This window comes from Nocardioides guangzhouensis, from assembly GCF_004519545.1.
Taxonomy (GTDB): Bacteria; Actinomycetota; Actinomycetes; order Propionibacteriales; family Nocardioidaceae; genus Nocardioides; species Nocardioides guangzhouensis.
The window spans coordinates 47,320-73,154 of sequence record NZ_SDKM01000010.1 but is presented as its reverse complement, the minus strand read 5'-3'; the positions used below and the strand labels follow the sequence as shown (position 1 = coordinate 73,154).

General features: G+C 72.7%; 27 protein-coding genes. 10 read left to right on the top strand and 17 right to left on the bottom strand.

Annotated elements, in window-relative coordinates:
• Positions 1–32: 32 nt before the first annotated feature.
• Together purD and EKO23_RS08505 are read right to left on the bottom strand one after the other, a co-directional pair.
• Positions 33–1,286, bottom strand: a complete 1,254-nt coding sequence (gene purD / locus EKO23_RS08510) for a phosphoribosylamine--glycine ligase (RefSeq protein ID WP_134716177.1) — start codon at positions 1,284–1,286, stop codon at positions 33–35.
• Positions 1,287–1,333: 47 nt separating this feature from the next.
• On the bottom strand, positions 1,334–2,209 hold the full coding sequence (locus EKO23_RS08505; RefSeq protein ID WP_134716175.1) for an alpha/beta hydrolase: 876 nt from the start codon (positions 2,207–2,209) through the stop codon (positions 1,334–1,336).
• Between the two features lie 101 nt (positions 2,210–2,310).
• Here EKO23_RS08505 and EKO23_RS08500 point away from each other — a divergent pair, with 101 nt between their 5' ends.
• Entirely contained in the window at positions 2,311–2,907 is a 597-nt protein-coding gene (locus EKO23_RS08500) for a TetR/AcrR family transcriptional regulator (protein WP_134716173.1), read from the top strand.
• Between the two features lie 24 nt (positions 2,908–2,931).
• Here EKO23_RS08500 and EKO23_RS08495 read toward each other — a convergent pair whose 3' ends face one another.
• Entirely contained in the window at positions 2,932–4,230 is a 1,299-nt protein-coding gene (locus EKO23_RS08495; protein ID WP_134716171.1) for an adenylosuccinate synthase, read from the bottom strand.
• A gap of 106 nt (positions 4,231–4,336) precedes the next feature.
• Between EKO23_RS08495 and EKO23_RS08490 the strand changes: the two genes are divergently transcribed.
• Positions 4,337–5,275: a diacylglycerol/lipid kinase family protein gene (locus EKO23_RS08490; RefSeq protein ID WP_246050973.1), complete on the top strand. Its 939-nt coding sequence runs from the start codon at positions 4,337–4,339 to the stop codon at positions 5,273–5,275.
• Here the strand turns inward: EKO23_RS08490 and EKO23_RS08485 are convergent.
• The 3 genes from EKO23_RS08485 to EKO23_RS08475 all read right to left on the bottom strand — a co-directional run bounded on the left by EKO23_RS08485 (position 5,272) and on the right by EKO23_RS08475 (position 8,468).
• The gene (locus EKO23_RS08485; RefSeq protein ID WP_167880382.1) at positions 5,272–6,264 is read right to left on the bottom strand and encodes a helix-turn-helix transcriptional regulator; all 993 of its coding nucleotides are present in this window, start codon (positions 6,262–6,264) and stop codon (positions 5,272–5,274) included. The two genes, EKO23_RS08490 and EKO23_RS08485, sit on opposite strands and share 4 nt — an antisense overlap.
• Before the next feature lie 222 nt (positions 6,265–6,486).
• Positions 6,487–7,944, bottom strand: a complete 1,458-nt coding sequence (lysS, locus tag EKO23_RS08480) for a lysine--tRNA ligase (protein WP_134716330.1) — start codon at positions 7,942–7,944, stop codon at positions 6,487–6,489.
• 110 nt (positions 7,945–8,054) lie between these two features.
• Positions 8,055–8,468 carry a DUF3151 domain-containing protein gene (locus EKO23_RS08475; protein ID WP_134716167.1) on the bottom strand — a complete coding sequence of 138 codons (414 nt, stop codon included), beginning with the start codon at positions 8,466–8,468 and terminating at the stop codon, positions 8,055–8,057.
• Between the two features lie 70 nt (positions 8,469–8,538).
• Here EKO23_RS08475 and EKO23_RS08470 point away from each other — a divergent pair, with 70 nt between their 5' ends.
• Entirely contained in the window at positions 8,539–10,056 is a 1,518-nt protein-coding gene (locus tag EKO23_RS08470; RefSeq protein WP_134716165.1) for a DHA2 family efflux MFS transporter permease subunit, read from the top strand.
• A 128-nt stretch (positions 10,057–10,184) separates the two neighbouring features.
• On the opposite strand, the gene EKO23_RS08465 is transcribed toward EKO23_RS08470, so the two are convergent.
• On the bottom strand, positions 10,185–11,201 hold the full coding sequence (locus EKO23_RS08465) for a type IV toxin-antitoxin system AbiEi family antitoxin domain-containing protein (protein ID WP_134716163.1): 1,017 nt from the start codon (positions 11,199–11,201) through the stop codon (positions 10,185–10,187).
• Positions 11,202–11,419: 218 nt separating this feature from the next.
• A complete protein-coding gene (fbaA, locus tag EKO23_RS08460) occupies positions 11,420–12,454 on the bottom strand; it encodes a class II fructose-bisphosphate aldolase (RefSeq protein WP_134716161.1) in 1,035 nt (344 codons plus the stop codon).
• A 172-nt stretch (positions 12,455–12,626) separates the two neighbouring features.
• Between fbaA and EKO23_RS08455 the strand changes: the two genes are divergently transcribed.
• From EKO23_RS08455 to EKO23_RS08445, 3 genes are read left to right on the top strand one after another with little or no spacing between them, the layout of a single operon-like run.
• Positions 12,627–13,559: a hypothetical protein gene (locus EKO23_RS08455; RefSeq protein WP_134716159.1), complete on the top strand. Its 933-nt coding sequence runs from the start codon at positions 12,627–12,629 to the stop codon at positions 13,557–13,559.
• On the top strand, positions 13,556–14,059 hold the full coding sequence (locus EKO23_RS08450; RefSeq protein ID WP_246050972.1) for a SigE family RNA polymerase sigma factor: 504 nt from the start codon (positions 13,556–13,558) through the stop codon (positions 14,057–14,059). The genes EKO23_RS08455 and EKO23_RS08450 overlap by 4 nt, the downstream gene beginning before the upstream one ends.
• Positions 14,060–14,078: 19 nt before the next feature.
• Positions 14,079–14,543 (top strand): DUF2867 domain-containing protein, encoded by a 465-nt coding sequence (locus EKO23_RS08445; RefSeq protein ID WP_134716157.1) that lies wholly within the window; start codon positions 14,079–14,081, stop codon positions 14,541–14,543.
• Here the strand turns inward: EKO23_RS08445 and nagA are convergent.
• Genes nagA through EKO23_RS08430 form a run of 3 tightly spaced genes read right to left on the bottom strand, consistent with a single transcriptional unit; the run spans position 14,536 to position 17,686 of the window.
• Positions 14,536–15,657: an N-acetylglucosamine-6-phosphate deacetylase gene (gene nagA / locus EKO23_RS08440; RefSeq protein ID WP_217702538.1), complete on the bottom strand. Its 1,122-nt coding sequence runs from the start codon at positions 15,655–15,657 to the stop codon at positions 14,536–14,538. The two genes, EKO23_RS08445 and nagA, sit on opposite strands and share 8 nt — an antisense overlap.
• 2 nt (positions 15,658–15,659) lie before the next feature.
• Complete coding sequence (locus EKO23_RS08435; RefSeq protein ID WP_342773577.1) at positions 15,660–16,913, bottom strand: PTS transporter subunit EIIC; 1,254 nt, start codon at positions 16,911–16,913, stop codon at positions 15,660–15,662.
• Positions 16,910–17,686: a GntR family transcriptional regulator gene (locus EKO23_RS08430; protein ID WP_134716155.1), complete on the bottom strand. Its 777-nt coding sequence runs from the start codon at positions 17,684–17,686 to the stop codon at positions 16,910–16,912. The genes EKO23_RS08435 and EKO23_RS08430 overlap by 4 nt, the downstream gene beginning before the upstream one ends.
• Before the next feature lie 104 nt (positions 17,687–17,790).
• On the opposite strand from EKO23_RS08430, the gene EKO23_RS08425 reads away from it, so the two are divergent.
• The 4 genes from EKO23_RS08425 to EKO23_RS08410 all read left to right on the top strand — a co-directional run bounded on the left by EKO23_RS08425 (position 17,791) and on the right by EKO23_RS08410 (position 20,257).
• On the top strand, positions 17,791–18,846 hold the full coding sequence (locus tag EKO23_RS08425) for an SIS domain-containing protein (RefSeq protein ID WP_246050971.1): 1,056 nt from the start codon (positions 17,791–17,793) through the stop codon (positions 18,844–18,846).
• A 64-nt stretch (positions 18,847–18,910) separates the two neighbouring features.
• A complete protein-coding gene (locus tag EKO23_RS08420) occupies positions 18,911–19,144 on the top strand; it encodes a PTS sugar transporter subunit IIB (RefSeq protein ID WP_134716153.1) in 234 nt (77 codons plus the stop codon).
• Positions 19,141–19,605, top strand: coding sequence for a PTS sugar transporter subunit IIA (locus tag EKO23_RS08415; protein ID WP_134716151.1), 465 nt, complete (start codon positions 19,141–19,143; stop codon positions 19,603–19,605). The genes EKO23_RS08420 and EKO23_RS08415 overlap by 4 nt, the downstream gene beginning before the upstream one ends.
• A gap of 7 nt (positions 19,606–19,612) precedes the next feature.
• Complete coding sequence (locus EKO23_RS08410) at positions 19,613–20,257, top strand: HAD family hydrolase (protein WP_134716149.1); 645 nt, start codon at positions 19,613–19,615, stop codon at positions 20,255–20,257.
• 9 nt (positions 20,258–20,266) lie between these two features.
• Here the strand turns inward: EKO23_RS08410 and EKO23_RS26445 are convergent, their stop codons facing one another.
• The 6 genes from EKO23_RS26445 to EKO23_RS08385 all read right to left on the bottom strand — a co-directional run bounded on the left by EKO23_RS26445 (position 20,267) and on the right by EKO23_RS08385 (position 25,829).
• The gene (locus tag EKO23_RS26445) at positions 20,267–20,398 is read right to left on the bottom strand and encodes a hypothetical protein (RefSeq protein WP_281280889.1); all 132 of its coding nucleotides are present in this window, start codon (positions 20,396–20,398) and stop codon (positions 20,267–20,269) included.
• Positions 20,399–20,591: 193 nt separating this feature from the next.
• Positions 20,592–22,784: a catalase/peroxidase HPI gene (gene katG, locus EKO23_RS08405; RefSeq protein WP_217702537.1), complete on the bottom strand. Its 2,193-nt coding sequence runs from the start codon at positions 22,782–22,784 to the stop codon at positions 20,592–20,594.
• Between the two features lie 32 nt (positions 22,785–22,816).
• A complete protein-coding gene (locus tag EKO23_RS08400; protein WP_134716145.1) occupies positions 22,817–23,266 on the bottom strand; it encodes a Fur family transcriptional regulator in 450 nt (149 codons plus the stop codon).
• A 93-nt stretch (positions 23,267–23,359) separates the two neighbouring features.
• Complete coding sequence (locus EKO23_RS08395; RefSeq protein ID WP_246050970.1) at positions 23,360–24,244, bottom strand: NAD(P)-dependent oxidoreductase; 885 nt, start codon at positions 24,242–24,244, stop codon at positions 23,360–23,362.
• Positions 24,241–24,933 (bottom strand): SDR family oxidoreductase, encoded by a 693-nt coding sequence (locus EKO23_RS08390; RefSeq protein ID WP_134716143.1) that lies wholly within the window; start codon positions 24,931–24,933, stop codon positions 24,241–24,243. Before EKO23_RS08390 ends, EKO23_RS08395 begins: the two co-directional genes overlap by 4 nt.
• The gene (locus EKO23_RS08385) at positions 24,933–25,829 is read right to left on the bottom strand and encodes a cupin domain-containing protein (protein ID WP_134716141.1); all 897 of its coding nucleotides are present in this window, start codon (positions 25,827–25,829) and stop codon (positions 24,933–24,935) included. Before EKO23_RS08385 ends, EKO23_RS08390 begins: the two co-directional genes overlap by 1 nt.
• Positions 25,830–25,835: the final 6 nt, after the last annotated feature.

Below are 25,835 nucleotides of genomic sequence, written 5' to 3'. Positions count from 1 at the left end.
CGCGATGAATCCCTGTCTGGCGCCGGAACCGGTCAGATGTGGGCCGCGATGTCCGTGCGGTGCTGGGCCCCCGGGAAGCTGATCGACGCCACTCCCTCGTAGGCCCGTGCCCGCGCGTCGGCCACCGACGAGCCGACCGCGGTCACCGCGAGCACCCGGCCGCCGGCGGTGACCAGGTGGCCCTCGGCGTCGCGGGCGGTGCCCGCGTGGATCACCTGCACGCCGTCCTCGCGGTCGAGGGTCTCGGTGCCGACGATGACGTCGCCCTTCGACGACGACTCCGGGTAGCCGGCGGACGCCAGCACCACGGCGACCGCGGCTCCCGGTTTCCAGCGGGGGGCCGGTACGTCGGCGAGGTGCCCGGTCGCGGCGGCGTGCAGCAGCTCCCCGAGCGGGGAGTCGAGCAGGGCCATCAGCGGCTGTGTCTCGGGGTCGCCGAACCGGGCGTTGAACTCCACCACCCGCACCCCCCGGTGCGTGAGCGCCAGGCCGGCGTACAGCAGGCCGGTGAACGGCGTGCCGCGCCGGGCCATCTCGTCGACGGTCGGCTGGAGGACGGTCCGGGTGACCTCGTCGACCAGCCCCTCGGGCGCCCACGGGAGCGGCGTGTAGGCCCCCATCCCGCCGGTGTTCGGGCCGGCGTCGCCGTCGTGGATGCGCTTGAAGTCCTGGGCCGGCTGGAGCGGGTAGACGCATGCGCCGTCCGCCTCGTTCCAGCTGCACAGCGCGAACAGCGAGACCTCGGGCCCGTCCAGGAAGGCCTCGACCACCACCCGCTTGCACCCGGCCGCGTGGTCCAGGGCGACCTGCCGGTCCTCGGTGACCACGACGCCCTTGCCGGCGGCGAGCCCGTCGTCCTTCACGACGTACGGCGGGCCGAACGCCTCGAGCGCGGCCGCCACCTCGTCGGGGGTGGTGCACACCCGGGCCTCGGCGGTCGGGACGCCGGCGGCGGCCATGACCTCCTTGGCGAACGCCTTGGAGCCCTCGAGCGCGGCGGCCGCGCGGGTCGGCCCGAAGCAGGCGATCCCGGCCTCGCGGACGGCGTCGGCCACCCCGGCGACCAGCGGCGCCTCGGGGCCGACCACGACCAGGTCGACGCCGAGCTTGGTGGCCAGGGCCGCCACGTCGGAGCCGGACATCGGGTCGACGTCGTGGAGGGTGGCCACGGCCTCCATCCCGGGGTTGCCGGGGGCGGCGTGCACCTCGGTGACCGAGGGGTCGCGACGCAACGCGGCCGCGAGAGCGTGCTCGCGGCCGCCGGGGCCGATGACGAGGGTCTTCACGTGAGCCGATGCTATCGGCCCGGGCGCGCGTCACCGGACCTGCGTGGTCAGGCGGGACGCACCCCGTTGCGCTCGAGGAAGTCGAGGGAGGTCTGCGCGACCTCGGACCACCCGGCGTCGATCACCAGGGAGTGACCGCGACCCGGGATCTCGGTGATCTCGGTGACCGACTTCTCGTTCTTCCGCTGGAGCTTGTAGGCGGCGTTCGCCATCGCCCACGGGACGATGTTGTCGTTCTCGCCGGAGACCACCAGCATCGGGCCGCGCTCGGGGTTGCGCTTGTCGGCCTTCACCTCCGTGAACGGGTTGAGGTTGGCGGTCGCGGCCTGGAAGAGCGGGCGGCCGGATGCGGCGACGTGGAACTCGTCGTACAGGCGCCGCGCCTCGTCCTCGGGGACCGCGTTGGCGAAGCCGTACTGGAACTCCTCGAAGGTCAGGGTGACTGCCCGGCCGTAGTTCACGGGGTTGCCGAGCACCGGGAACGCGCCCTTGAGCGAGGAGAAGGGCAGCGGCAGCACGCCACGGCTGGGGGCCGGGTCGATCGCGACGGCGGCGACGCCGAGCCCGCGGCCGGCCAGGATCTGGGTGAGCAGCCCGCCGAAGCTGTGGCCGATGATCACCGGCTTGCGGTCGAGGCCGCGGATGACCTCCTCGAGGTGGTCGGCCACCTGGCCGACCGACTTCTTCGCGAACCGCTCGGGGTGCTCGCGGGCCTCGTCGACGGTCGCGGCGTCGTCCGGCCAGTCGGGCGCCACCGTGGCGAAGCCGCGCTCCTCGAAGAAGGTCCTCCACCCGGCCCAGCTGCTGGGGAGGAGCCAGAGGCCGTGCACGAAGACGACCGGCTGCTTCCCGGAGGCGTTGGCGGCGGCGACCTCGGCGGCCTCGCGGGCAGTGACGGTGCTGGTGGTGGTGTTGGTGTTCATCGGTTTGCTCCTTGTCGGTATTCTGTAGACAGAACGTTCGTTCTCCCTAAGCGCGGGCAACGAACGGGTGTTCCCGAACCGTCGACCCGTCTGGACCAGTCATGAGCACGACGACCCCGCCCCCCTCCCCGCAGCCCCGCCCCTCCGAGGCCCGCGAGCGGCTGCTGCGCACCGCCGCCGACCTCTTCTACAACGAAGGCATCCACGCGGTCGGCGTCGACCGGGTGCTGGCCGAGGCCGGCGTCACGCGGGCCACGATGTACCGCCACTTCCCCGGCAAGGAGGCCCTGGTCGCGGCGTACCTCGGCCTCGAGGACGCGACCATCCGGGGCTACTTCGCGGCGGCCGAGGAGCAGTCCGGCGGCGCGCCGCGCGACCTGGTCGAGGCGGTCGTCGAGGGGATCGCCGAGGATGCCCGGCGCTACCACACCCGCGGCTGCCCGTTCATCAACGCGGCGGCGGAGTACCCCGACGCCGGCAGCGAGGTCCGCGCGATCGTCCGGCGGCACCGCGACTGGTTCCGCGCCACGCTGGCGGACGTGCTGACCGCGGCCGGGCTGCCCGAGCCGGGGGCGAAGGCGGACGCGCTGGTCCTGCTGCGGGACGCGACCCTGGTCGGGGTCTACCTCGACGACGGCGCCGAGGTGGTCGAGTCGTTCCGGCGTACGGCGCGCCGCGTCGTCGGCCTCGACGACTGACCTCGCGCCCCGCCGCGACCGGGGTCAGTCGTTGACGACGATCGTCTGCTCGCGGCCCGGGCCGACACCCACGCCCCAGAACTTCGCGCCACTGAGGTCCTCCAGCGCGTGCACGTAGCGCTGCGCGTTCTTCGGCAGGTCCGCGAACGTGCGGCAGCCGGAGATGTCCTCCCACCAGCCGTCGAGGTACTCGTAGATCGGCTTGGCGTGGTGGAACTCGCTCTGGGTCATCGGCATCTCGTCGTGCCGGACGCCGTCGACGTCGTAGGCGACGCACACCGGGACCCGCTCCCAGCTCGACAGCACGTCGAGCTTGGTGAGGAACAGCTCGGTGAGGCCGTTGACCCGGGTCGCGTAGCGGGCGATCACCGAGTCGTACCAGCCGCAGCGGCGGTCCCGGCCGGTGGAGACGCCGACCTCGCCGCCGATCTTCCAGAGCTTCTCGCCGTCCTCGTCGAACAGCTCGGTCGGGAACGGCCCGGAGCCGACGCGCGTGGTGTAGGCCTTGATGACGCCGATCACGCGGTCGATGCGGGTCGGCCCGACGCCGGCGCCGGTGCAGACGCCGCCGGCGACCGGGTTGCTGCTGGTGACGAAGGGGTAGGTGCCGTGGTCGACGTCGAGCATGGTCGCCTGCGCGCCCTCGAACAGCACGGTCTTGCCGTCGTCGAGCGCCCGGTTGAGCAGCAGCGAGGTGTCCTGGACCATCGGCCGCAACCGGTCGACGTACGACAGGAGCTCCTCGACCACGGCCTCGACCTCGATCGCGCGGCGGTTGTAGACCTTGGCCAGCACCTGGTTCTTCAGGTCGAGCGCGCCCTCGACCTTCTTGGTGAGGATGCCCTCGTCGAAGAGGTCGGCGACCCGGATGCCGGTGCGGTTGATCTTGTCGGCGTACGCGGGCCCGATGCCGCGGCCGGTGGTGCCGATCTTGTTCTTCCCGAGGAAGCGCTCGGTGACCTTGTCGAGCGCGGTGTGGTAGCTCGCGATCACGTGCGCGTTGGCACTGACCACCAGGCTGGACGTGTCGACGCCGCGGGCCTCGAGCCCGTCGACCTCGCGGAACAGGGCGTCGGGCGCGACCACCACGCCGTTGGCGATGACCGACGTGCAGCCCGGGGTCAGGATGCCGCTGGGCAGCAGGTGCGTCGCGAACTTCTCGCCGTTCACCACGATGGTGTGGCCGGCGTTGTGACCGCCGGAGGTTCGCACGCAGTAGTCGATGTGCGCTCCGCCGCGCTCGCTCTGCGTGGCCAGCAGGTCGGTCGCCTTGCCCTTGCCCTCGTCGCCCCACTGGGCACCGAGGATCACGATTGCGGGCATGCCACTCACCTCTCCGGTGAAATAGGAACGGCCCCGGGCAACAGCGCTGGCGTTGTCGGGGCTCTTGCGGCCCTACGCTACCAAAACCGCCGGTAGGGTTCCCGCCGTGGACCCGTTGCTCGTGATCACCAACAAGGGCGCCGGCACCGCCGACGACGAGAACCTGGCGGTCGCGCTCGACGTCCTGCGGACCGGCGCGTCCGTCGAGGTCGCCGCCACCTCCAGCCCCGGCGAGCTGGACAGTGTGCTGCACCGCTCCGGCTCGCGCCGGATCGTGGTGGCGGGCGGCGACGGCTCGATCCATGCGGTCGTCGCCGCACTGCACCGCCGCAACGAGCTCAAGGACAAGACCCTCGGCCTGGTCCCGCTGGGCACCGGCAACGACTTCGCGCGCGGCAACGCGATCCCGCTCGACCCGGCCGAGGCCGCCGGCGTCGTCCTGAACGGCGAGCCGCGCCCGGTCGACCTGCTGGTCGACGAGGTCGGCGGAGTGGTCGTCAACAACGTGCACGTGGGCGCCGGCGCCCAGGCCAGCCGCCGCGGAGCGCGCTGGAAGAAGCGGCTCGGCTCGATCGGCGTCGGCAGCGCCAACCTCGGCAAGCTCGGCTACCCGATCGGCGCGCTGCTGGCCGCCACCCACCCGCCGCGGCTGCGGCTGCGCGTGAAGATCGACGGCGCGATCGTCAACGACCTCGACCAGCCCGTGCTCATGGTCGCCGTCGGGAACGGCGCCCACGTCGGTGGCGGCACCGAGCTCACGCCCGAGGCCGACCCGGAGGACGGCCGCATCGACGTGATGGTCTCGCGGTCGGTCGGGCCCATCCAGAAGATCTCGTACGTCGCGCACCTGCGGCGGGGGGAGCACCACAAGCGCGACGACGTGCTCTACCTCCGCGGCTCCCAGGTCACCGTGACCGGCGAGGAGTTCTGGTGCAGCGCGGACGGCGAGATCAGCGGCCCGGAGCAGCGCCGGTCCTGGCGGCTCGAGCCCGCGGCGTACCACCTGCTGCTGCCGCACGACCCGGAGGCGGCCGAGCAGCCCTAGATCCAGCCCCGGCGTACGGCCTCGACGCCGGCCTGGAACCGGCTGTCCACGCCGAGCTCGTCGAACAGCTCGGCCATCCGGCGGCGCACGGTGCGCAGGCTGACCCCGAGCGAGCGCGCGATCTGCTCGTCCTTGGCGCCCTGGCTGAGCTGGCGCAGCAGCATCGTGCGGGCCATGCCGGAGGAGATGGAGACCGGGTCCGGCGCGATGCCGGCGCCCGGCACCACGATCGCCCGGTCCCACAGCTCGTCGAAGAGCACCGTGAGCGCGGTGAGCAGCCCGGGCTCGCGGACGATGAGCCGCCGGTCGTCGCTGGCGCCCCACTCGGCGGGCAGCAGCGCGCCGGCCTCGCCGATGATCGCCAGCCGGCTCGGCACCTCGGCGATGATCCGGACCTCCTCGCCGGCCGAGGCGCGCTGGAAGATCACCTGCGGCGCCTCCTCGAGGGCGCGGGCCGGGTAGATCGCACGCGAGCGACGGCCGTTCCTGAGGTGCTCGGTGACGGCGACGTCCATCGCCGAGCCGGCCTGCAGCCGCCACTGGTCGGGCCGCAACCACATCAGGTCGCCGGTCGACTGCCGGATCCACGACTCGAGGAGCACGGGTACGTCGTCACCGGTGCGCATCTCGCCGCCGAGCGGCACGCCGTGGGTCGCCGGGTCGGCGAGCGCGTAGGGGAACGACGGGATCGCGGTGCGCAGCTCCTCGAGCCGCTCCGTCGCCTGGCGCAGGGCCTGGGTCTGCTGCAGCATCATCGACGCGACCGCCTCGCCGGGCGGGGTCACCAGCACCATGTCGTCGTCCAGGGTGACCAGGCCGGCCGCGACGAACGGCGCGAGATCCTCCAGCAGGTCGACGGGGTCCCGCTCGAGCCCGTGGGCGAGTGCGTCGAGGGTCTGGCCGGACCGGGGCAGCACCTGGCGGTAGGTTTGTTCCGCCTCCGCGGAGAAGCCGAGGATGCTCAGCGCTCCGGCCAACGATTGCCCCATGAATGGCATGTTAGTGCCATCGGCACGAACCTGTCAGAAATGGTCTGGATCTCGGTGCAAGGATGTGCCCACCGCGCCTTGCAACCGAGTCCCACCGCGGGGGATGAGATTCGGGGGACAGCGCTCTGATCGCCTGGTGGCGACCGAGCAGGCGCGACGTGGGCGCCGGAACGGCCATCGTTCCGGCGCCTCACGCATTTCCGAGCGCGGTCGGCTCCAGCGTCAGTGCCGGACCTCGGGCTTGAGGTGCGGGAACAGGATGGTCTCGCGGATCCCGGCGCCGGTGAACAGCATGATCAGCCGGTCGATGCCGAGGCCGAGGCCGCCCATCGGGGGCGCGCCGTACTCCAGCGCCCGGAGGAAGTCCTCGTCGAGCTGCATCGCCTCGAGGTCCCCGGCCGCAGCCCGGCGCGACTGGTCGGTCAGCACCTCGCGCTGGATGATCGGGTCCACCAGCTCGCTGAACGCGGTACCGCGCTCGATACCGCCGATGACCAGGTCCCAGGCCTCGATCAGGCGCGGGTCCTCGCGGTGCGGGCGGGCCAGCGGCTGCGCGGACGGCGGGTAGTCGCACAGGAACGTCGGCTGGATCAGGGTCGGCTCGACGAGGTCGCCGAGCAGCTCCATGACGATGTGCGCCGGCTCCCAGTCGTCGTCGTACTCGACGTCGTGCTTGTCGGCGATCGCGCGCAGCGTCTCGAGGCCGGTGTCGGGGGTGACGGTCTCGCCCACGGCGCGGCTCACGCCCTCGTAGACCGGCAGCCACGGCCATTCCTGGTCGAGGTCGACCGTGCCTGCGGGGGTCTCGACCTGTCGGCTGCCCACCGCGTCGGCCGCGGCCAGGATCATGTCGCGCATGAGCTCGGCCATCGTGAACTGGTCGCCGTAGGCCTGGTAGACCTCGAGCATCGTGAACTCGGGGCTGTGCGTGGAGTCGACGCCCTCGTTGCGGAAGATCCGGCCGATCTCGTACACCTTGTCGACGCCGCCGACGACTGCCTTCTTCAGGCTGAGCTCGAGGGCGATGCGCAGCGTCATCTCCTGGTCGAAGGCGTTGATGTGGGTCCGGAACGGACGTGCCTTGGCGCCGCCGTGGATCAGCTGCAGGACCGGGGTCTCGATCTCGAGGTAGCCCTGGTCCTCGAGCGTGCGGCGTACGGCGCGCACGATGGCCGAGCGGGTGCGGACCATGTCGCGCGCCTCCTGGCGCACGATCAGGTCGGCGTACCGCTGGCGGACCCGGGCCTCCTCGGACAGGTCGTGGTGCAGCACCGGCAGCGGGCGCAGCGCCTTGGACGCCATCTCCCAGCGGGTCGCCATCACCGACAGCTCGCCCCGGCGGGAGGAGATGACCCGGCCCTCGACGAACACGTGGTCCCCGAGGTCGACGTGCGCCTTCCACTCGGCGAGCGCCTCCTCGCCGACCTCGGCCAGGCTGAGCATCACCTGCAGCCGGGTGCCCTGCCCCTCCTGGAGGGTCGCGAAGCAGAGCTTGCCGGTGTTGCGCACGAACATCACGCGGCCGGCGACGCCGACGACGTCCTGGGTCTCCTCACCGGTCTCGAGGTGGCCCCAGCCCTCGCGCACCTCGGCGAGCGAGTGGGTGCGCGGGACGCCGACCGGGTACGCCTGCTTGCCGTCGGCCAGGAGCTGCTCGCGCTTCGCGCGGCGCACCCGCATCTGGTCCGGCAGGTCGAGGTCGGGCGTCGTGGGGGCGTCGTTCACGCGCTCAGGGTAGCGAGGACCGCTGTCCGGCTCCGCATCGCGGAGCGGCGCGGACGCCCGGGCGCTCAGGCCAGCAGCGCGTCGTACGCCGCGGGGCTGGAGTCGCGCAGGAACGTCGAGCAGCGCTCCCACTCCTCGGTCTCGCCGATCGCGCGGGCGGCCCTGGCCAGCATCGCCAGCGAGCGGAGGAAGCCACGGTTCGGCCGGTGCTCCCACGGGACGGGACCGTGCCCCTTCCACCCGTTGCGGCGCAGGAGGTCGAGGCTGCGGTGGTAGCCGACCCGGGCGTAGGCGTAGACGGTGACGTCGTCCGCGCCGGCGCCCGCGGCCTGCTCGGCCATGGCTGCCCAGGCGAACGGCGAGGCCGGGTGGCGGCGTACGACGTCGGCGGGTGCGGCGCCGTCGTCGAGCTCCGATGCGGCCGGGTCATCGGGCAGGTGCGTGGGCGGGGGGCCCGCCATCAGGTCCACGTGGCTCATGGCGTCAGCCTAGGGTGCCCCAGGCAGGGTCCGGGGAATCGTGGTCGGCGCCCGGGTGTTGACTTGAGTCATGGTCGACACCGCACCCCAGCAGCCACCGGCACCGCGATCCGACGTCGACGCCGCGGGGCACGAGATCCGTCCGTGGCCGGCCCTCTTCGCCCTCTGTCTCGGGTTCTTCATGATCCTGGTGGACACCACGATCGTGACGGTCGCGACGCCGGCGATCATGGCCGACCTCGACGCCGACGTGAACTCCGTGGTCTGGGTGACCAGCGCCTACCTCCTGGCGTACGCCGTGCCGGTGCTGATCACCGGGCGCCTCGGTGACCGGTTCGGTCCGAAGAACCTCTACATGGTCGGCCTGACCGTCTTCACGGTCGCCTCGCTGTGGTGCGGGCTCACCACCACGGTGGAGATGCTGATCGTGGCGCGGGTGGTCCAGGGCCTCGGCGCCTCGATGATGACCCCGCAGACGATGGCGGTCATCACCCGCATCTTCCCGGCGGAGCGGCGCGGCCAGGCGATGGCGCTGTGGGGCGCTACCGCCGGTGTGGCCACGCTGGTCGGCCCCATCCTCGGCGGCATCCTCGTCGACACCCTCGGCTGGGAGTGGATCTTCTTCATCAACGTGCCCGTCGGCGTGATCGGCTTCGTGCTCGCCGCCCGCCTCGTCCCCAGGCTGCCGACGCACCCGCACCGGTTCGACTGGCTGGGCGTGGCGCTCAGCGGCCTCGGCATGTTCGCGCTGGTGTTCGGCATCCAGGAGGGCCACCAGTACGACTGGGGCACCATCAACGGGATCATCACGGTCTGGTCGCTGATCGTGTTCGGCCTCGTCGTGCTGGCCGGGTTCGTCTGGTGGCAGAAGGTCAACAAGCGCGAGCCGCTGGTGCCGCTGTCGATCTTCTCCGACCGCAACTTCTCGATCTCCAACTTCGCGATCTCGACGATGTCGTTCACCGCGACCGCGATGGGCTTCCCGCTGATGCTCTACGCACAGCTGGTGCGCGGCCTGTCGCCGACCGACGCGGCGCTGCTGATGGTGCCGATGGCGGCGGTGTCGATCGTGATGGCGCCGGTCGTCGGCCGGTTCACCGACCGCGTGCACCCGCGCCTGATCACCGGCGCCGGCTTCGCGGTCACCGCGGCTGCCGTGCTCTGGCTGGCGCTGGTGATGACTCCGGACAGCGCGACCTGGCAGCTCCTGGTCCCGATGGCCGTGCTCGGCCTCGGCATGGCCGGCGTCTGGGCACCGCTCGCCGCCACGGCGACCCGCAACCTGCCGCTGCAGCTCGCCGGTGCGGGCGCCGGCGTCTACAACGCCACGCGGCAGGTCGGCGCGGTCCTCGGCTCGGCCGCGATCGCGGTGCTGATGGACAGCCGGCTCGCCGCGCAGGGCCTCTCCTCCGGCGGTGCCGGCAAGGGCGAGGCCGCGATGAGCGGCGGGCTCCCCGACGTCGTGCACGTGCCGTTCAGCGACGCCATGTCGCAGTCGATGCTCCTGCCCGCCGCCGTCCTCGTCCTCGGCTTCGTCTCGGTGCTGTTCTTCCAGCTCCCGAGGCACCTGGCCGAGCGCTCCGCCTGACACCTCTCCCTGCGCTCGCCCTTCTATCGGACACCGCAGCTGTAACGCGGTGTTCGTGTTGCTTGGCACGTGTTCGAACACTGACTAAGTGACATGAACACCGCGTTACAGCTGAGATCGGGGGCGGGTCAGGCGAGGCGAGCGCCGCGCAGCTCCCGGGCGACGGCGGCGAGGTGCGGGGGTAGCACGGTGCCGAAGCGGTCGACAGTGAGGGCGTACTCCGCACGCAGGCGCTGCTTCGCCCGGTCGCGGGCCGGTCCCCAGAGGTCGTCCCAGATGATCCGGGAGATGCCGAGCCCCTCGGCGACGATGAGCCGCTCGCGCTTCTTCTCCTCCCAGACCACCTCGCCCGGATCGCGGTCAGCCACGCCGCCCTGCTCGACCCGGACGTACTTGACCCGCCCGTCGAACTCGAAGACGTGGCGGCCGATCCGGAGGTCGCACCAGAACGTCCCGCCGGCGGTGCGCAGAGGGAACTGCGTGTCGACGACGCCGAGGCCGAGCTCCTCGAGCATCAGACGTGACAGCGACTCACCGATCGACTCGGCGCCCGGGTCGGCGTGGAGTACCGCCTCGCGGGAGGCGGTGATGCCCGGCCAGCAGGTCATCGTGGCGAGCTGTGCCTCGAGCTGGCCCCGGGTGACACCGCGCCGCATCGCGCCGTCGCAGGCGACCACGCCAGCCGTGAAACCGTGCTCCCTCCCGAGGTCGAGCGCGGTGCGTCCGACGCCGGTGACGTGGAGGCCGTCCACCTCGTCGAGCTCGGGGAGGGCGTACGACAGGTGGTGCTGGACGCCGTGCTCGGTCCGGCCGCCGCCGACACCGGGACGGGTGATGTGGACGAGCTCGCGCCTCGGTGTGAGCATCGGCAGTCCGTGTGCCCGCGCCGCCGAGTCGTGGCTCAGCACGTGCGGGACCCGCAGGGTCAGGTGGGCGGCCCGGTCCCGGAGCCTGGCGCGCCCGTCGTACGGGTCGACGCCGTCCCAGACCTCGGGGAGGACGTAGACACCACGGCGCACGGGCACCCAGGCGCCGGTGCGCACGTGCCGGCGGATCTCCTGGTCGGTGTATCCGGCGACGAGGGCCTGCCGTCGGGTGAACAGTCCGTGCTGCCTGGCCGCCACCGCGGCGAGATCGGGTCGCATGGCCGCCAGCCTGCGACCGCCGTACGACGTCGCCCCGGCCGTTCCCGGTCACCTGTGGACGACCGCGCTCCACCGGCCCCTTGTGGACGAGAACCGGGCCGATCCGTGCCCCCAGCCGCCTGTAACGCGGTGTTCGTGTTGCTTAGTACGTGGTCGAACACGTGCTGAGTGACAAGACCACCGCGTTACAGCGAGAACGGCGGGGTGGCGGTGGTGGGTCAGGCGGTGGGGGACGTGCCCGCGGAGCGGAGGTTCTCGCAGGCCTCGACGATGCGGGCGGCCATGCCGGCCTCGGCGGCCTTGCCCCAGGCGCGGGGGTCGTAGGCCTTCTTGTTGCCGACCTCGCCGTCGACCTTCAGCACGCCGTCGTAGTTGGTGAACATGTGCCCGGCGACCGGGCGGGTGAAGGCGTACTGCGTGTCGGTGTCGACGTTCATCTTCACCACGCCGTAGTCGACGGCCGCGCCGATCTCCTCGGCGGTCGAGCCGGAGCCGCCGTGGAAGACCAGGTGGAACGGCTTGCTGCCGTCCTCGAGGCCGAACTCCTTCACGACCGCGGCCTGCGCGTCGCGGAGCACGTCGGGACGCAGCTGCACGTTGCCGGGCTTGTAGACGCCGTGCACGTTGCCGAAGGTCAGCGCGGTCATGTAGTAGCCGCGGTCGCCGTACCCCAGCGCGCGGGCGGTCGCGATCGCGTCCTCGGGCGTGGAGTAGAGCTTGTCGTTGATCTCGTGGGCGACACCGTCCTCCTCGCCGCCGACCACGCCGACCTCGATCTCGAGGATCACGTTGGCCTGCTTGCACTTCTCGAGCAGCTCCTCCGCGATCACGAGGTTCTCGTCGAGCGGCACCGCGGAGCCGTCCCACATGTGCGACTGGAACAGCGGCGGCTGGCCGTTCTTGACCCGCTCGAGGGAGATGTCGAGGAGCGGCCGCACGAAGCCGTCGAGCTTGTCCTTCGGGCAGTGGTCGGTGTGCAGCGCGATGTTGACCGGGTAGTTCTTCGCGACCTCGGCGGCGAACGCGGCGAAGGCGGCCGAGCCCGCGACCATGTCCTTCACGGAGGGGCCGGAGAGGTACTCCGCGCCGCCGGTGGAGACCTGGATGATGCCGTCGGAGCCCGCGTCGGCGAAGCCCTTGAGGGCGGCGTTGAGGGTCTGGGACGACGAGACGTTGATCGCGGGGTACGCGAACGCGCCGGACTTGGCGCGGTCCAGCATCTCGGCGTAGACCTCGGGCGTGGCGATGGGCATGGCGGTGCTCCTCCGGACTCGCTGTGACGACGCTGCCCACCCTAGTGGTCGCCGGCCACGCGCGGCAGCCGGGCGGCCGGGCACCGAGACGCCGTACGACGCGCCCGTGACAACCCTTCCGACGGACGATCCGTCAAGGAGGTGACAGGCTGGACCACCTCAGGGGGACACCATGCAGCACGGCGGCACGGGCACCGACGACCACGAGACCGACTGGCACGACCTCATCGACCGCTCGTTCGGCGACGGGCCCCGCCACGTCCGGCTCGACGACCGGATCGTCGCCGGGCGGCGGGCGCTGGCCCGACGCCGCGCCGCGTCGGTGGCCGGCGCGGCCGCAGTGGTCGCGGTGGTCGCCGCCGGCACGTGGGCCGTGAGCGGCGGCCCGAGCTCCTCCGCGCTGCCCGAGCCCGCGCCGGCGACCCGCTCTGCGAGCGCGGCCCCCACGCCCACGACGGACGCGACCGCCGACGACCCGGCCGACGGGCCTCGGCCGCTGACCCGGCAGGAGCGCAAGGAGCTGTGGGAAGGCGGCGCCCACGCGGCGTACGACGCGTGGGGCCGGCTGACGATCAAGAAGGGGTGGACGATCCACCAGCGGATCCCGAACCCGATGGGCTACGACCTGCCCGCGAAGTCGGTCGGCCTCGAGGTCACCAACGGCGGCAGCGCCGAGTGGGTGCTGGTCACCCACGAGGAGAACGGCGGCGGCGCCAGCTGGGTCCCGGCCGGGGGAGGCTTCGGCACCCTCCAGGCCTGGGTCGACGACCAGGTCGCCATCAACTCCGGCAACCGCAGCACCCCCGCGCCCGGATCAGACGTCGTGACCATGACCGACGACGGGCGCCTGGTCGGGAGCAAGGGCGCCGAGGTGCTCCAGCAGGTCGCGAACCCCGACGTCCCCGGCTTCGCCGAGCCCGGCGACCTGACGGCCGCGGCGAAGGTCCGGGACGGGGACCAGGTCTGGTTCGTCCTGGCCCGCCGGGTCGCCGGCGAGTCCGACCTCTACCCGGTGCCTGCCCAGGTCCTGCAGCCCGGGCCGACCATGGAGGCGTTCCTCCAGCGCTGTCGGGAGCGGTACGCCGACGGGGAGGGCCTGCGGTGAGCCTGCTGACCCGCCGGGCCGACCGGGAGGCGGCGTACGTCGACTACGTCACGGCCCGCCAGGGCCACCTGCGCCGGATCGCCTACGCCCTCTGCGGCGACTGGGCGAAGGCCGACGACCTGCTGCAGACCGCCCTGGTGAAGCTGTACGTCGCGTGGCCACGGGTGGCCCTCGACGGTAAGGAGGACGCCTACGTCCGGCGGATCCTGGTCCGCGCCAACATCGACGAGTCCCGCCGTCCGTGGCGGCGCGAGGTGGCCGGCGAGCTCCCGGACGCGGCCGCGCCGGCCGGGCTGCCGTCCGAGGACCGCACGGTGCTGTTCGAGGCGCTCCAGTCGCTGCCCCCGATGCAGCGGAAGACGGTGGTGCTGCGGCACTGGCTGGGGCTCTCGGTCGCCGAGGCCGCGGTGGAGCTCGGGATCTCGGAGGGCACGGTCAAGAGCCACACGTCGCGCGGGATCGAGGCGATGCGGGCAGCGCTGGCGGAGGTCGAGCGATAGCACCGGCTAGCGTCGGGACATGGGACTCCTCACCAGCAGCCGCGAGGGCCACGTCGACCTGACCCTGGCGGACGTACGCCGGGTGCTCGCCTGCGGCCTGGCCGGCGACCGGTGGTACGTCGACGCGTGGCCGTTCGTGCTGCGCGGGACGCTGGACGTGCTCGTCGGCGGGGCCGGCCGGCAGTGGCCGGTGCCGGGCCGGCCGCTGCTCCGGGTGGGCGACCGGGCCGGCTTCTGGACGGTCACCCGGTCCGACCCCGGCGGGCTGGCGCTCGACGCGACCGTGCGGGCACCGGGGACGGTGTCGCTGCTGACCGAGTGGTTCGCGCGGCCGGGCGGCGGCACCCGGGTCCGCCTCGACGTCGCATTCCACCCGCACGGCGCGCTCGGCACGGCGTACCTCCTCGCCGACCTGCCGGCCCGCGAGCTGGTCGCCGAGCTCACCCACCGCCGGATGATCGGCGACCTCCGGAAGGTCAGCTGACCCAGCAGCCCCGGTGCAGCACGCGCTGTACGCCGAGGTCGTCGTCGAGCAGCACGGCGTCGGCGCGGAAGCCCGGCACCAGCGCCCCGACCTGACCGAGCCCGAGCATCGCGGCCGGGGTCGCGGTCGCCGCGCGCACCGCGTCCTCGATCGGCAGCCCGACCTCCTGGACCGCGTAGCGGACCGCGGCGGCCATGGTCAGCGTGGACCCCGCGATCGCGCCGCCCTCGGCCAGCCGGGCCACGCCGTCGCGGACCTGCACCTCGAGGCTGCCGAGCCGGTAGTCGCCGTCCTGGGAGCCGGCCGCGGCCATCGCGTCGGTCACCAGCACGGTGAGGTGCGGCTTCGCGCGGGCGGCCAGGCGGAGCGCGGCCGGGTGCACGTGCACGCCGTCGGCGATCAGCTCGACGTACGCGTCGGGGTGCTCGAGGAGTGCCGCCACCGGGCCGGGCTCACGGTGGTGCAGCCCCCGCATCGCGTTGAACAGGTGGGTGCCGGCCGCCGCGCCGGCGTCGAGGGCAGCGCGCGCCACGTCGTACGTCGCGTCGGTGTGCCCGATCGCGCTGACCACGGCGGCGGCGCGCAGCCGGCGGATCGCCTCGAGCCCGCCGGGCAGCTCGGGCGCCAGGGTGACCACGCGCAGGTGGCCACGGGCGGCGGTCACCAGGTCGTCGACGCGCTGCGGGGTGGCCGCCGCGAGCAGGGCCGGGTCGTGCGCGCCCGCGTGCAGCGCGCTCAGCCACGGCCCTTCGAGGTGGATGCCGGCCAGCACGCCGTCGTCGACCAGGTCGGCGAGACGGCCCACCGACGCCACCAGAGCCCGGTGGTCGTCGGTGACCAGGCTGGCCATCATCGACGTGGTGCCGTGGCCCAGGTGGGTCCGGGCGACCGCGGCCGCCGCCACCGGGTCGCCGCCGTCGAAGGACCGCCCGCCACCTCCATGTGCGTGGGCGTCCACGTAGCCGGGGACCAGCGTGGCCCCCGGCAGGTCGACGTCGGGCTCGCGCGGCGGCTCCCCCGGCCCGACGTCCGCGATCCGGTCCCCCTCGACCAGGAGCCACCCCGGCGCGAACACGCGCGCCGGGGTGACCACCCGTCCTGCTGAGACGAGCACGCTCAGGCGCTCGTGTCCGCGGCGACGGTCGACTCTTCGTCGTCGTCCTCGCGACCCGGGGTCCTGAGGTTCCACCTGCGGATCACCCAGCGGAACCCGAAGTAGTAGACGACGGCGTAGCCGAGGCCGATCACGATCAACCACCCCGGCCTGGTCGCGATGTTCCAGTTCAGGACGTAGTCGAACAGGCCGGCGGAGAACCCGAACCCGTCGCGGATCTCGAGCGCGTTGGTGAGCGCCATCGACGTACCGGTCAGCACCGCGTGCAGGACGTAGAGCGGCCAGGCGACGAACATGAACGCGAACTCGAGCGGCTCGGTGACCCCGGTCAGGAACGAGGTCAGCGCGGCCGACAGCATGATGCCGCCGACGACCTTCTTCTGGGTGGGCTTGGCCTCGTGCCAGATCGCCAGCGCCGCGGCCGGCAGCGCGAACATCATGATCGGGAAGAAGCCGGTCATGAACGCACCGGCGTTCGGGTCGCCGTGCAGGAACATCGCGATGTCGCCGTGGTAGACCGTGCCGTCGGAGGCGGTGTAGTCGCCGATGATGAACCACGGGCCGGAGTTGAGGATGTGGTGCAGGCCCAGCGGGATCAGCAGCCGGTTCAGCGTGCCGTAGACGAAGCCGCCGACGACCTCGTTGTTGGTGACCCACTCACCGGTGTTGGTGAGGCCCTTGTCGAAGATCGGGTAGACGAGGCCCATCAGCACGGCGATCGCGATCGCGGCGAAGGCGGTGATGATCGGTACGAAGCGACGGCCGCCGAAGAACGCGAGGTACGGCGGGAGCTTGATGCGGTGGTACTTCTGCCACAGGAACGCGGCGACCAGGCCCATCACGATGCCGCCGAGGACGCCGTAGTTGATCAGCTCCTGGACCTCGCCCTCCCTGGGCACGTCGAGGATGAACGGCGAGATCGCGTCGCCGACCGCCTTGAAGACCAGGTAGCCGACGACGGCCGCCAGCGCGGTGGAGCCGTCGGCCTTCTTCGCCATCCCGATGGCGACACCGACCGCGAACAGCAGCGGCAGGTTGGCGAACAGTGCGTTGCCGGCCGCGCCGATGACCGCGGCCACCTTGTCCCAACCCAGGCCGTCCGCGCCGAGAAGGTCCGGCTGGCCCAGGCGCAGCAGCAGCGCCGCCACCGGGAGAGCGGCGATCGGCAGCATCAGGCTGCGCCCGAACTTCTGGAGGGGGGCCAGGTTGAACCTGGCCTTGGTGGTCTCGCCCGCGGGCGCTTGTGCTGTGCTCACTGCTGGTTCCCTTCGGTGGTGGAGCTCGGGCCGATCTGGTCACGGCCCAGTGACATGTGGATCTGGTAGCGGTCGCCGCGGTAGCGGGACACGACGTACTCGAGGCGGCGGCTGCCCGCGGAGGAGACCCGGCGGAACACCAGCAGCGGCGTGTTGACCGGGGCGTCGAGGCGGCGCGCCATCGCGTCGTCGGCCCGCTCGCCCCACAGCGTCTGCTCGGCGCTGTCGATGACCAGCCCGTACGTCGTGGCGAACAGCTCGTATAGGGAGCCGCCGAGGTCCTGCCGGTCGAGGTCGGGCAGCGGCCCTTCCGGGTACCACCCGTTCTCGAGCGCGATCGGCTGGTCGTCGGCGAGCCGGACCCGGTCGACGCGCCAGGCCCGCTCGCCCCTCCGGAGGCGGAGCGCCTGGGCCACGTCGGCCGGCGGGTCGTCGAGCTCGATCGCGAGCAGCCGGGTGGAGGGGGTCAGCCCGCGCCGCCGCATGTCCTGGCTGAACGACGCGAGGTGCAGCCGGCTCTCGAGCCGTGGCTTCGCGACGAACGTGCCGCGGCCGTGGATCCGGGTGAGCAGCCCGTCGGCGACCAGCGCGTCGATGGCCTTGCGCACGGTCGCCCGGGACACGCCGTACGTCGTCATCAGCTCGCGCTCGGACGGGATGGCGGCGTCCGGCCCGAGCTCGGAGACGGCGAGGTCCGCGAGGGCGTCCCGCAGCTGCGCGTGCAGCGGCTGCGGGCCGTCACCGAGGAGCCGGCGGGGCTGGGTCTGCGACAAGGAATCGGCCTCTCGACACAACTGGTTCGTACTGGTACGGTCTGGTACGCACCACTGAGGATGGCCGCTGTTCCGGCGTCTGTCAACACCCTCGAGGAGATCCGGTGACCCCCACCCCGCTGACCCAGATGGCCCGCGAGATGGCCGAGCAGCCCGAGGCCGCACGCGCCACGCTCACGGCACTGCTCCCGCTCCGGCCCCGGCTCCGCGAGCTGGCCACGGGCCGGCGCCGGGTGCTGTTCGCCGCTCGGGGGTCCAGCGACAACGCGGCGATCTACGGCCGCTACCTGCTGGAGACCTGGGCCGGCATCTCGGGCGGACTGGTCTCCCCGAGCGTGGCCACCCACTACCGCAGTCGGCTCGACCTCTCCGACGCCGTGGTCGTCTCGGTGTCGCAGTCCGGCGCCACCGACGAGATCGTGACCACCCAGGCCTGGGCCCGCGACTGCGGCGCCGCCACGGTCGCGGTCACCAACGTCGAGGGCTCGCCGCTGGCCGCCCAGGCCGACCTGGCGCTGGTCACCCAGGCCGGACCGGAGCTCGCGGTGCCGGCCACCAAGACCTACCTCACGCAGCTGGTCGCGATGGCCGTGCTCGGCACGGCGCTGGCCGGCGAGTCCGACGCGCTCGACGCGGAGCTGGCCCGGGTCCCCGACGAGGTGGCCCGGATGCTGGCCGCGGCGACCGGGGTCGAGGACGCGGTCACCGCGCTCGCCGCGGCGACGTACGCCGTCGTGTCGGGGCGGGGCCTCATGCTCGGCACCGCGCTCGAGATCGCGCTCAAGCTGGAGGAGACCTGCCTGCGTCCGGTGCGCGGCTACTCCTACGCCGACCTGCGGCACGGCCCGATCTCCGTGGTCACCGAGGGCACCGCGGCGGTGCTCGTCGCGGCCCCCGGGGGGCCGCTGCTCGACGCGCTGGTCGAGCTCGCCGACGACCTGACCACGCGCGGAGCGCGGGTGGTCGGCATCGGCGGCGACGCGCGCTTCGCCGCCGCCTGCGCGGTGCACGTGCCCGGGCCGGACCTGCCCGAGCAGCTCGCGCCGCTGGCCGCGATCGTGCCCGCCCAGCTCGTGGTCGAGGGGCTGGCCCGCCGGCTCGGGCTCGACCCCGACAACCCCCGCGGTCTGGCCAAGGTGACCGCCACCGACCCACGATGAACCACCCGCACCCCACCACCCCCGTGACCGGCGTCCGACCGGTTCCGCCCCGAAGGAGCAGTACATGAGCAGCAAGGCCGAACAGATCCTCGCCGGGCTCGGCGGCGCCGGCAACGTCGTCGAGATCGAGGCGTGCATCACCCGCCTCCGTACCGAGGTCGAGGACGCCTCGAAGGTCGACGAGAAGGCGCTCAAGGCCGCCGGCGCGCACGGCGTCGTGTCGTCGGGCACCGTGGTGCAGGTCGTGGTCGGCCCCGAGGCCGACACCCTGGCCGAGGACATCGAGGACCTGATGTGACCCCGCCAGCGACGCAGGTCCTCGCGCCCTGCCCCGGCCGGCTGGTCCCGCTGTCGGAGACGCCCGACCCGGTGTTCGCGTCCGAGATGGTCGGGCCCGGCGTGGCCATCGACCCCGACCCCGGCGAGGTGACCGTGGTGTCGCCGATCGCCGGGAAGGTGGTCAAGGTGCACCCGCACGCGTTCGTGGTGCTCGGCGGCGACGGAGTGGGCGTGCTGGTCCACCTCGGCATCAACACCGTCCGCCTCGACGGCCGGGGCTTCGAGGTGCTCACCACCCAGGGCAGCACGGTCGCGGCCGGTGACCCCATGGTCCGCTGGGACCCGTCGACGATCACCGGTGACGACATCTCCACGATCGTGCCCGTGGTGGCGATGGACCGTCCCAAGGGCTCGGTGCCGGCGCCGGCCGACGGTGCCGTCGCCGTGACCGGCGACGTGTTGTTCACCGTGGAGGCGTGACCGCCGGGTGACCGCTGCGACGAGACCGGGCGCGCTCCTGCTGGACCTCGACGGCACCCTGGTCGACACCGAGCCGCTGCACCGCGAGGCGTACCGCGCCTTCTTCGCGTCCCGCGGCTGGGACGAGCCAGACCTCACCCTGTTCACCGGGCGCCGGGCCGCCGACGTCTTCGAGGCCGTGCCCGGCCCGTGGACCGGGCACGACCTCGAGGCGCTGGCCGCCGAGGTGGTCGCCCTGGTCGACGACGACGCTGCCCCGGAGCCGGTGCCCGGCGCCGCCGCGCTGATCGCCGCCGCCGGCCGGATCGGCGTACCGGTGGCGGTGGTGACCTCGGCCGGCCCGTCGTGGGTACGCCGCGCCGAGGGGCCGCTCACCGAGATCGGCCACGCCGAGACCGTGGTGACCGCGGAGGACGTTGTCGACGGCAAGCCGCACCCGGCCGGCTACCTGCTCGCGTGCGAGCGGCTCGGGGTCGACGCCGCCGACGCGCTGGCGGTCGAGGACTCCCCGGCCGGGATCGTCGCCGCCCTCGCGGCCGGGGTCGGGCGCGTGGTCGGCGTGACCACGACCCACGCGGCGGACGAGCTGTCCGCCGCCGGCGCGAGCGACGTCGTACCGGACCTGGTCGGCCTGGCCGCGTCGCTCGGCTGACACTCGGCCCTAGTCGGCGTCGGTGTCGCGCACCGGCGCGATCTCCGCCGGCTCCCCGACGACGTCCGGGCCGTCGGCGTGCTTCGGCGGAGTGGTGAGCGCGGTGAGGATCTCGCGCACGCTGTCCTTGTGCTGGGTCATCGCGGGCCGAACCTTCCGTGGGAGCGGTTCGACGGCCGAAGTGCCAAGTCCGAGAGCCGGATCGCTGGGCGAGTGGTCTGGACGACGGTACGCGCACCGGCCCCCACCCACAACGCCCCTGGGGGTGGCACTTGACCAGCGTCCGGGCCGGCCGTGGAGGCCGACCCGGACGCGGGTGTCGATCAGGTGCGTGTCAGCGGACGTCGAACCGGTCGAGGTCCATGACCTTCGCCCACGCCGCCGCGAAGTCGGCAACGAACGTGCCGTGGGCGTCGTCGCTGGCGTAGACCTCCGCGAGACCACGGAGCACCGAGTTGGAGCCGAACACCAGGTCCACCGCGCTCGCGGTCCACGTCAGGTCACCGGTCGCGACGTCCCGGATCTCGTAGACGTGCTCGTCGGACCGGGACGCCTTCCACTCGGTGCCCGGCGCGAGCAGGTTCACGAAGAAGTCGGTCGTCAGGGTCCCGGCCCGGTCGGTCAGGACACCGTGCTGTGCACCACCGACGTTGGCGCCGAGCGCGCGCAGGCCGCCGACCAGCACGGTCATCTCGCTCGCGGTGAGCTCGAGCAGGTAGGCCCGCTCGACCAGGAGGATCTCCGGCCGCAGCTTCTCCCCGGGCCGCAGGTAGTTGCGGAACCCGTCGGCGCGGGGCTCGAGGACCCGGAACGAGTCGACGTCGGTCTGCTCCTGGGTCGCGTCCGTGCGGCCCGGGGTGAACGGGACCTGCACGTCCTGGCCGGCGTCGCGGGCTGCCTTCTCCACCGCCGCGGTGCCCCCGAGGACGATCAGGTCGGCCAGGGAGACCTTCTTGTCACCGGACTGGGAGGCGTTGAAGTCCTGCTGGACCTTCTCGAGGACCTCGAGGACCGAGGCCAGCTGCTCCGGCTGGTTGGCCTCCCAGCTGCGCTGCGGCTCGAGCCGGATGCGCGCGCCGTTGGCGCCGCCGCGCTTGTCGGTGCCGCGGTAGCTCGCGGCCGACGCCCACGCGGTGGAGACCAGCTGCGACACCGAGAGCCCGGAGTCGAGCAGGGTCGCCTTGAGGGAGGCGATGTCGGCGGGGTCGATCAGCTCGTGGTCGACGGCCGGGACCGGGTCCTGCCAGATCTGGGGCTCGGCGACGTCCGGGCCGAGGAAGCGCGAGACCGGACCCATGTCGCGGTGCAGCAGCTTGTACCAGGCCTTGGCGAACGCCAGCGCGAACTCCTCGGGGTGCTCGTGGAAGCGCCGCGAGATCTTCTCGTACGCCGGGTCGAAGCGCAGCGAGAGGTCCGTGGTCAGCATCGTCGGCCGGTGCTTCCTGGACGCGTCGTGCGCGTCGGGCACGTCTGCCTCGGCGTTCTTCGCCACCCACTGGTGGGCGCCGGCCGGGCTGGAGCTCAGCTCCCACTCGTGCCCGAAGAGGTTGTCGAAGAACCCGGTGCCCCAGCGGGTGGGGGTCTGGGTCCAGGTGACCTCGAGGCCGCTGGTGATGGTGTCGTTGCCCTTGCCGGTGCCGAAGGTGTTCTTCCAGCCCAGCCCCTGGCCCTCGAGGGGGCATCCCTCCGGCTCCGGGCCGACGTACTCGTCGCCGGCGGCCGCGCCGTGGGTCTTGCCGAAGGTGTGGCCACCGGCGATCAGCGCCACGGTCTCCTCGTCGTTCATCGCCATCCGGCGGAACGTCTCGCGGATGTCGTGGGCCGCGGCGACCGGGTCGGGGTTGCCGTTCGGGCCCTCCGGGTTGACGTAGATCAGGCCCATCTGGACCGCGCCGAGGGGGTTCTCGAGCTTGCGCTCGCCGGAGTAGCGCTCGTCACCCAGCCAGGTGTCCTCCGGGCCCCAGAAGATCTCCTCGGGCTCCGGCAGGTCCTCGCGGCCGAAGCCGAACCCGAAGGTCTTGAAGCCCATGGAGTCCAGCGCCACGTTGCCGGCGAGCACCAGCAGGTCGGCCCACGAGACCGCCCGGCCGTACTTCTTCTTAACCGGCCACAGCAGCCGACGGGCCTTGTCGAGGTTGGCGTTGTCCGGCCAGCTGTTCAGCGGCGCGAAGCGCTGGGCGCCATCGCCGGCGCCGCCGCGGCCGTCCTCGATGCGGTACGTGCCGGCGGCGTGCCAGCTCATCCGGATGAACAGCGGGCCGTAGTGGCCGAAGTCGGCCGGCCACCAGTCCTGGGAGGTGGTCATGACCTCCTCGATGTCCCGCTTGAGGGCGTCGACGTCGAGCTTCGCGAACTCCTCGGCGTAGTCGAAGTCCGCTCCGAGGGGCGACGTACGCGGCTCGTTGTGGTGCAGGACCTGCAGGTCGAGCTGGTTGGGCCACCAGTCCCTGTTGGTCCGCGGTCGGCTCACCTGGGGGGTCGGCGAGTCGATGGTGGGGTTCTCGCTCTCGCTGCCGTGCTCAGACACGTGGATCGAACTCCTGTCTTGCTGTCGGTGTATCAGTGGACGGTCTCGGTGCCGGCGTCTCGACGCGCGGCGCAGGTGGGGCACTGGCCCCAATAGATGACCTCGGCCTCGTCGATGGCGAAGCCGTTGTGGTCGGACGCGGTCAGGCACGGCGCCTCGCCGACGGCGCAGTCGACGTCGGCGATGACACCGCAGGACCGGCAGATGACGTGGTGGTGGTTGTCCCCCACCCGCGCCTCGTAGCGCGCCACGGTGCCCGACGGCTGGATGCGTCGTACGAGCCCGGCGGTGGTCAGCGCCCGCAGCACGTCGTAGACGGCCTGGTGGGACACGTCGCCGAGGTCCCGGCGTACGGCGCCGATGATCGACTCCGTGTCCGCGTGCGGCAGGTCGTGCACCGCGCCGAGCACGGCGACCCGGGGACGGGTGACGCGCAGGTCGACCCCGCGCAGCATGTCCTCGCATTCCGGTGCCGTGGGCATGGCCGGAGTCTTCCGCATCTTCTTGAATCATTCAAGATCTGTCTGGCCCAGGTGCACGGCCGGCCCCATGGTGGGTGGTCACAGGGGAGAAGGTCAGCCGCGCAGGTGCTCGGCCAGGGCGCTGAGGTCCTCGGCGCCGCGGCCGGCGGCGATGGCGTCGCCCACGATCCGGCGGTTCAGCTCCACCTGGGGGACCGGTGCGCCCACCTGCGTGGCGAGGGCGGTGGCGAGGTCGAGGTCCTTGGCGACGAGGTCCAGGGCGAAGGCGACCGGGGCGGACTCGGGGTGCTCGAAGGCGGCACGCTTGTAGTGCACGAACGGCGCGGCGACGGCACTGTTGGCGATCACCTCGTAAGCCAGTTCCCGCGCGACGCCGGACTTCTCGGCCAGCACCAGCGCCTCGGCGAGGGTCTGGTTCAGGCCGAAGACCATGGCGTTCACCGCCAGCTTCATGGTCGCGCCGGACCCGAGCGGCCCGAGGTGGATGATCCGCTGCGCGAACGACTCCAGCGCGGGCGCGGCCCGCTCGACCGCCTCGGCGGAGCCGCCGGCCATGACCAGGACGGTGCCGCCCTCGACGCTGCTCACGCTCCCGGAGACCGGGGTGTCGGCAAGCAGCCCGCCGGCCGACCGCACGTCGGCCTCGAGGGCGCGGGTTGTCTCGGGCGCGACGGTGCTGGTGTCGGCGACCACGGCCCCGGCGGCGAGGCCGGCGACCAGCCCGTCGGAGCCGCCGTACGTCGCCCGGGCAGCGGCGTCGTCGGCCAGCGACACCACGACCACGTCGGCAGCGGCGGCCGCCTCGCGGGCGGTGCCGGCGACGGTCACGTCCACGGGGCACCGGGTCGCCACGGCCTCGGCGGCGGCGCGGGTCCGGTTGAAGACGGTGAGCGTGTGGCCGGCGGCCGCCACCCTCACCGCCATCGCGCCACCCATCCGCCCGGTACCGACCACGGCCACGCGCAGCGGCCCGCTCACGTGACCAGCCACCCGCCGTCGAGGTAGAGGTTGGTCGCGTTCACCGCACGGTTCTCCAGCAGGAAGTCCACGCCGTCGACGATGTCCTGCATGGTCGCCAGCCGACCGGTCGGGGTGCGGGAGACGTACGCCTCGAGCACGCCCTCCGGCTTGCCGGACCAGAACGGGCTGTCGCCGACGATGCCGGGGTGCAGCGCGTTGACCCGGATCGGCGCGATCTCCAGGGCCAGCGCGTTGACCAGGCCGACCACGCCGCCGTTGACCGTCGACACCGTGACCGAGCCGGGGTAGGGCCGGTCCTTGGCACGGCCACCGAACATCACCACGGACGCGTCCGGGCCCATCCGCGGCAGCAGCGCGTGGATCACCTCGGTGTAGCCAACCAGCTTGAGCACCACCAGCCGGGTCGCCCGGTCGACGTCGTAGTCGGCGACGGTGTTCTGGTCGCGCTCGATGGCCGCGACCACGAGCCGGTCGACCGTCCAGGTGCCCGCGAGCGCGTCGGCCAGGCCGTGCGGGTCGTCGAGGTCCAGCGCCAGCCCGGTCACCTCGCCCTCGACGGAGGCCGCCACTTCCGCCGCGCGCGCCGGGTCACGTCCGGTGAGCACCACCTCGTCGCCGCGGGCCGCCCGGTGCCGGGCCACCTCGAGCCCGATCCCGGCGGTGCCGCCGATCACCACGGTCCGCATCAGGCATCTCCTCCCAGCTGCTGCCTCAGGTAGTCCCAGTCCCGGGCGAAACGGTACGAGTAGCGCCCGGGTGGCTGCGGCGCCTGCGTCTCCAGCCAGCGCACCGGCCCGTCGCCGACGTTGCGGAAGCCGTGCACGCAGCCGCACCCGGCCCAGGCCACGTCACCCGGTTCGAGCACGTACGTCGCCCCGTCGAACGACGCCTCGACGGCCCCCTCGAGGATCAGGTAGGTCTCCTCGAACGGGTGGTCGTGCGCGCCCGCGAGCCCGTCCGGCTCGTACTGCACCATGAACATCGTCGACAGCACCGCCCCGAGGTCGGAGTCCACCATCATCTTCACCGAGATCCCGCTGTAGACGAGGAGCGCGGTGCGCATGCTGGCCGACACGGCCAGCCGGTCCTGGGTCTGCTGCGCCGGATCCATGGTGGCGGCGTCGATGTGGCCGTACCGCCGGGTGCGGGGGTCGCGCACGTCGGCCGGCACGGGGACGGTCTGCGCCACCTCGGGGACCAGCTGGGTGTCGAGGTCGTGCTCGGGGCGGGGCAGCGGCGCGGAGAGCCGGGCGAAGCGGGCCTCGGCCTCCCGGTCGTTGCGCAACGAGTGCGGGACGCCGACGGGGATCAACCCGTAGTCACCTGGTCCCAGCCGCGCCGCCTCCCCCGGAGTCTGCACCACAACCTGGCCGTCGAGCACGTACAGGCTCTCCTCGTAGGAGTGCACGTGCGCCGGCACGGCACCGCCCGGCGCCAGCCGGCTCAGCCCGAAGCCGGTGTGCACCGCGGCGGTGGCCGCGTCGACGACCGACCAGCCCTCGAGCCCGGGCGAGCCGGCCAGCGGGCCGGGCGGCGGCGCCCAGTCGAGCGCCGTACGCCGGGCCACGAGGTGGTCAGTCATGGTCGC